Origin of the sequence: Mesorhizobium sp. M7A.T.Ca.US.000.02.2.1 (assembly GCF_003996995.1) — a bacterium.
In the GTDB taxonomy this organism is placed as follows: domain Bacteria; phylum Pseudomonadota; class Alphaproteobacteria; order Rhizobiales; family Rhizobiaceae; genus Mesorhizobium.
Window position 1 is genome coordinate 1 of the sequence record NZ_RZTT01000401.1, and the last position, 5,325, is coordinate 5,325.

The 5,325-nt window shown below is 63.8% G+C and carries 6 protein-coding genes, 1 pseudogene and 1 riboswitch; of the genes and pseudogenes, 4 read left to right on the top strand and 3 right to left on the bottom strand.

All coding sequences use genetic code 11. From position 1 onward, the window contains the following. The 3 genes from EOD15_RS27650 to EOD15_RS27660 form a co-directional block, all read right to left on the bottom strand. A partial coding sequence (locus EOD15_RS27650; protein WP_127409025.1) for an NADH-quinone oxidoreductase subunit C occupies nucleotides 1-506 on the bottom strand: 506 nt, incomplete at its 3' end. A 4-nt stretch (nucleotides 507-510) separates the two neighbouring features. Beyond that, entirely contained in the window at nucleotides 511-1,092 is a 582-nt protein-coding gene (locus EOD15_RS27655; RefSeq protein WP_013531090.1) for an NADH-quinone oxidoreductase subunit B, read from the bottom strand. Further along, on the bottom strand, nucleotides 1,083-1,448 hold the full coding sequence (locus tag EOD15_RS27660; RefSeq protein WP_006335683.1) for an NADH-quinone oxidoreductase subunit A: 366 nt from the start codon (nucleotides 1,446-1,448) through the stop codon (nucleotides 1,083-1,085). The genes EOD15_RS27655 and EOD15_RS27660 overlap by 10 nt, the downstream gene beginning before the upstream one ends. 331 nt (nucleotides 1,449-1,779) lie before the next feature. Here EOD15_RS27660 and EOD15_RS27665 point away from each other — a divergent pair, with 331 nt between their 5' ends. The 4 genes and pseudogenes from EOD15_RS27665 to EOD15_RS27680 all read left to right on the top strand — a co-directional run. Continuing rightward, nucleotides 1,780-2,979, top strand: a complete 1,200-nt coding sequence (locus EOD15_RS27665) for a winged helix-turn-helix domain-containing protein (protein ID WP_127322370.1) — start codon at nucleotides 1,780-1,782, stop codon at nucleotides 2,977-2,979. Between the two features lie 29 nt (nucleotides 2,980-3,008). Continuing rightward, a riboswitch (cobalamin riboswitch) is annotated at nucleotides 3,009-3,213 on the top strand. A gap of 38 nt (nucleotides 3,214-3,251) precedes the next feature. Continuing rightward, nucleotides 3,252-3,680, top strand: coding sequence for a DUF1636 family protein (locus EOD15_RS27670; RefSeq protein WP_127322371.1), 429 nt, complete (start codon nucleotides 3,252-3,254; stop codon nucleotides 3,678-3,680). Nucleotides 3,681-3,682: 2 nt separating this feature from the next. After that, nucleotides 3,683-4,735, top strand: coding sequence for a cobalamin biosynthesis protein CobW (cobW, locus tag EOD15_RS27675; RefSeq protein ID WP_127382170.1), 1,053 nt, complete (start codon nucleotides 3,683-3,685; stop codon nucleotides 4,733-4,735). An 18-nt stretch (nucleotides 4,736-4,753) separates the two neighbouring features. Further along, a pseudogene (locus tag EOD15_RS27680) lies at nucleotides 4,754-5,325 on the top strand (cobaltochelatase subunit CobN); the annotation flags it as partial.

The following is a 5,325-nucleotide window of genomic DNA, read 5'->3' on the forward strand; positions in this document are numbered from 1 at the left end:
GGCTCGTAGATAACGCGCTTGGCTTCGTCGTCGTAACGCACCTCGACGAAGCCGGTCAGCGGGAAATCCTTGCGCAGCGGGTGGCCTTCGAAACCATAGTCGGTCAGCAGGCGGCGCAGATCGGGATGGCCCGAGAACAGCACGCCATAGAGATCGTAGGTCTCGCGCTCGAACCAGTCGGCACCGGGAAAGACGCCGGTGATCGATGGCACCATGGTTTCCTCGTCGGCCTGCACCTTGATGCGGATGCGCACATTCTGCTTCGGCGACAGGAGATGGTAGACGACGTCGAAGCGCTTGGCCCGCGACGGATAGTCGGCGCCGCAGACGTCGATGATCGAGATGAACTGGCAGCGCGCATCGTCGCGCAGGAAGGTCATGACCTCGACCAGATCGCGCGGCTCGACGCGGATGGTGAGTTCGCCATAGGCGATATCAGCCTCGTTCACGCGGCCGATCAGCTTCTCGCCGAGATAGTTCGACAGTTCGCTCAGGGATGCGGTCATGGATTTACCGTTCGATCGTGCCGGTGCGGCGGATCTTCTTCTGCAAGAGAAGAATGCCGTAGAGCAGCGCTTCGGCGCTCGGCGGGCAGCCGGGCACATAGATATCGACGGGCACGATGCGGTCGCAGCCGCGCACCACCGAATAGGAGTAGTGGTAGTAGCCGCCGCCATTGGCGCAGGAGCCCATCGAGATGACGTAGCGCGGTTCCGGCATCTGGTCGTAGACCTTGCGCAGCGCCGGCGCCATCTTGTTGGTCAGCGTGCCGGCGACGATCATGATGTCGGACTGGCGCGGGGACGCGCGCGGCGCGACGCCGAACCGCTCCGAATCATAGCGCGGCATCGAGGTGTGGATCATCTCGACCGCGCAGCAAGCGAGGCCGAACGTCATGAACATCAGCGACCCGCTGCGCGCCCAGGTGATGAGCGCCTCGGTCGAAGTGACCAGAAAGCCCTTGTCGGCCAACTCGTTGTTGATCTCGAGGAAGAAGGGATCGTCCTCCCCCACCGGCCTGCCGGTGTTGGGATCGATAATACCCTTGGGCTTCGGCGCGACGAGGGTGCCTGAACTGTCGTTCAATCCCATTCCAGCGCTCCTTTTTTCCATTCATAGGCAAAGCCGATGGTCAGCACCGCCAAAAACACCATCATCGACCAGAAACCGAGCATGCCGATCTTCGAAAACGACACCGCCCACGGAAACAGGAAGGCCACTTCCAGGTCGAAGATGATGAACAGGATCGACACCAGGTAGAAACGGATGTCGAACTTCATGCGGGCGTCGTCGAACGAGTTGAAACCGCACTCGTAGGCGGAAAGCTTTTCGGGATCGGGATTGCGGTAGGCCACCAGGAAGGGCGCGACCAGCAGCGCCAGGCCGACAACCAGCGCCACGCCTATGAACAGGACGATGGGCAGGTATGAGCTCAAGAGTGCGTTCATGCTCGGCTTTCCGTTGGCGCCAATCCAGTTTGATTACAGCACCGGACCCTAATGCGGAAGCGTGACAGTTTAACCGCTGAACCGTTTTAAGGGCCTATGCTGCAACGCGGCGAGGGTTAGCGCAGCACTTCCAGCGAAGCAAGTCAAACCTTGTTCAAAACACCGAGCTGGACGGCATATCGCGGCAAACTGGTCCGATCCGCTCCTGTTTGATTTCCTTCGCTTTTTACTCCACTTTTCTCTCCTGACACGGATGCCGCCAAAACCCTGCTAGCATGGGTTGGAATCAGCCATTCGACCCTCGGTCAAAACACTTCAAAGTGATGCCTGCATGAAGGAAAAGATCTCGCTCCCCACGGCCCGTCGCATCGCGCTTGCCGCCCAGGGGTTTCTCGATCCCCGCCCGACCGGCACGCCCGACCGCCGGCATTTTGCCCGCACCCTCTCCCGCACCGGCCTGCTGCAGATCGATTCCGTCAGCGCGGTGGTGCGCGCTCATTATATGCCGCTCTATTCGCGCCTTGGTCCCTACCCGTTCTCGCTGCTCGACAACGCGGCCGTGACGCGTAAGCGCACGGTTTTCGAATACTGGGCGCACGAGGCGTCCTTCCTGCCGGTCGAGACCTACCCGCTGATGCGCTGGCGCATGCAGCGCGCCGAGCGCGGCGACGAAATGTATCTGGGCCTCGCCAAATGGGGCCGCGAGCACGCCGCCTATATCGAAGAGATTTACCGCCAGGTCGCCGAGCGCGGCCCGATTGCCGCTTCCGCGCTCGAAGGCCAGAAAGGCTCGGGTGGCTGGTGGGGCTGGAGCCATGCCAAGCACGCATTCGAATGGCTGTTCTGGGCAGGCCGCATCACCACGGCGCATCGTCGCGGGTTCGAGCGCTTCTATGATCTGCCCGAGCGCGTGCTGCCGCAGGCGATCCTCGACCTCCCAGTGCCGACGCCTGAGGACGCGCACCGCGAATTGCTGCGCATTTCCGCCCGCGCCCACGGCGTGGCGACTTCAGGCGATTTGCGCGATTATTTCCGCCTGTCGCCGGCCGACATGAAAGGCCGGCTGGAGGAACTGGTTGAAACCGGCGAGTTGCTGCCCGTGCGTGTCGAAGGCTGGGACAAGCCGGCCTATCTTCACCGGGACGCCCGCCTGCCGCGCAAAATCGGGGCCCGCGCCCTGCTGGCGCCCTTCGATCCGGTTGTCTTCGAACGATCGCGCACCGAGCGGCTGTTCGATTTCCATTACCGCATCGAGATCTACACGCCGGCCGACAAGCGGCAATACGGCTATTATGTCCTGCCGTTCCTGCTCGGCGACAGGATCGTGGCACGCGTCGACCTCAAGGCCGACCGTCCGGCCAGCATACTGCGGGTCCATGCGGCCTATGCCGAGCCGGGTGCGCCGCCTGAAACCGCTGCAGAACTGTTCGAGGAATTGAAGCAGATGCAGGGCTGGCTTGGCCTTGACCGCATGGAAGTGACCCCGGCCGGCGATTTGGGTCCGGCGCTGGCCGACATCGCCATGTCGTAAGCTCGCGTTGACACCGCCGCTCGCAAAAGCCTAAATCCGGTTCAGATGGTCTCTTGCCCGCAACGGCAAGAGCTAAGAGGGAATGCGGTGCGGGGCAAAATCCCAAATCCGCGGCTGTCCCCGCAACTGTAAGCGATGAGCCAAGGCCGAAAGCCACTGGGAGTTCCCGGGAAGGCGGCTACCCAAGGCGATGACCCGCGAGCCAGGAGACCTGCCGTCTGCGACTTTAGAATCCGATCGCCCGGCGGGTTTCCGGGCAAGGAGCCCGATCTTTGGACCACGACAGCAGTTTTTCGGCTGGCACAGCTGATATTTCGTCCGGCCATGATGATGCCTTGGCCGGCGTCACCATCATCGTCTGCGCCTCCTGTCGCGACGAGACCGGCTCCGACGCTCATCCCCGCGCCGGCGAATTGCTGGCGGAGGATACGCGCCGCGCCGCATCCGGCGACGACATCCGCATCCGCAGTGTCGAATGCCTTGGCAATTGCAAGCGGCGCCTCAGCGCCGCCATCCTGCGCGACGGCTGCTGGAGCTATGTCTTTGGCGACCTGACCGAGACCAGCGGCGCCGACCTCGTCACGGGCGCCAAGCTTTTCGCCACCTCGACCGACGGTCTCATTCCCTGGCGTGGCCGCCCCGATAGCCTGAAGCGCGGCCTCGTTGCCCGCATCCCTCCCCTCGACCTGCTGAAGGACTGACCATGACTGCCCCAGATTCGTCTGCGAACCTCTCCCGCGTTCCCTGCACCGTCGTCACCGGCTTCCTCGGCGCCGGCAAGACGACGCTGGTCCGCCATCTCCTGGAAAACGCCGGCGGCAAGCGCATTGCCATAATCGTCAACGAGTTTGGCGACATCGGCATCGACGGCGAGATCCTGAAGGGCTGCGGCATCGACACCTGCCCGGAGGAAAACATCGTCGAACTGGCCAATGGCTGCATCTGCTGCACCGTCGCCGATGATTTCGTCCCGGCGCTTGACAAGATCCTGTCGCTGACGCCGAGGGTCGACCATATCCTGATCGAGACTTCGGGCCTGGCGCTGCCCAAGCCGCTGGTCCAGGCCTTTCAATGGCCGAGCGTGAAGAGCCGCGTCACAGTCGACGGCGTCATCGCCGTGGTCGACGGGCCGGCATTGGCCGAAGGCCGCGTCGCCAACGACATGGACGCACTTCAGGCGCAGCGCGCCGGGGACGAGACGCTCGACCACGACGACCCGGTGGAAGAACTGTTCGAGGATCAGATCGCCTGCGCCGACCTGATCATCCTGTCGAAAAGCGACCTGATGGACGCCGCCGGCACCGCCCGCGCCAACGCCATCATCAACGAACACTCCGCCCGCGCCGTGAAGATCGTGCCGGCGTCGCATGGCAAGGTCGATCCCTCGGTGCTGCTCGGGCTCGGTCTCGCCGTCGAGGACGACATCGAAAACCGCAAATCCCATCATGACGGCGCGTTCGACCACGAGCATGACGACTTCGACACCTTCATCGTCGACATTGCCTCGATCGCCAATCCGGACGAGCTGGCAAAGCGCGTCGCCACCGTCGCAGAAGAAGAGAACGTGCTGCGCGTAAAAGGCTTCGTCGAAGTCGGCGGCAAGCCGATGCGGCTCTTGCTGCAGGCCGTCGGGCCGCGCGTCAATCATTACTATGACCGCGCCTGGACCGCGCAGGACGACCGCCGTTCGCGCCTCGTCGTCATCGGCCTGAAGGGGCTGAACCGCCCGGCGATCGAGCGTATACTCGCCGGCTGATTTCGGACACGGGTCGCGATGCACATCCTCACCACGACATCCGCCTCGCTCGACGACCTCGCCGAGCCGGTCGATCTGCGGCAGACGCCGGCGGATATCGTGGCGCTGTCCTTCACCGACAGCGACCTCGCCGGACTGGCGGCAGCGTGGAAGGCCGATGCCAACCGCCTGCCCTCGATGCGACTGGCCGCACTGCGCGACCTGCGCCATCCCATGTCCGTCGATCTCTGGATCGACAGCGTCGCCCGCCACGCCAAGATCATCCTCGTGCGCATCCTCGGCGGCTACGACTGGTGGCGCTACGGCTGCGACCAGCTCGCCTCGACCGCCCGCGCACGCGGCATAAAACTGGCGCTGCTGCCCGGCGAATGCCGCGACGAGGATTTGCGCCTGATCGAAGCCTCGACGCTGCCGCGCGAGGAGTTGGACGGCCTGCTCGACTATTTCCGCGAGGGCGGCCCGGCGAATATGAGCGCGCTGGTGCGGAGGCTGGCACGGCTGGCGGGACAGGATGCGCCTTTCATCGAACCGGTCGCCGTGCCCAAAGCTGGCTACTACGAACCCGGACGTGGCGTCGTCCCCCTCCCCCT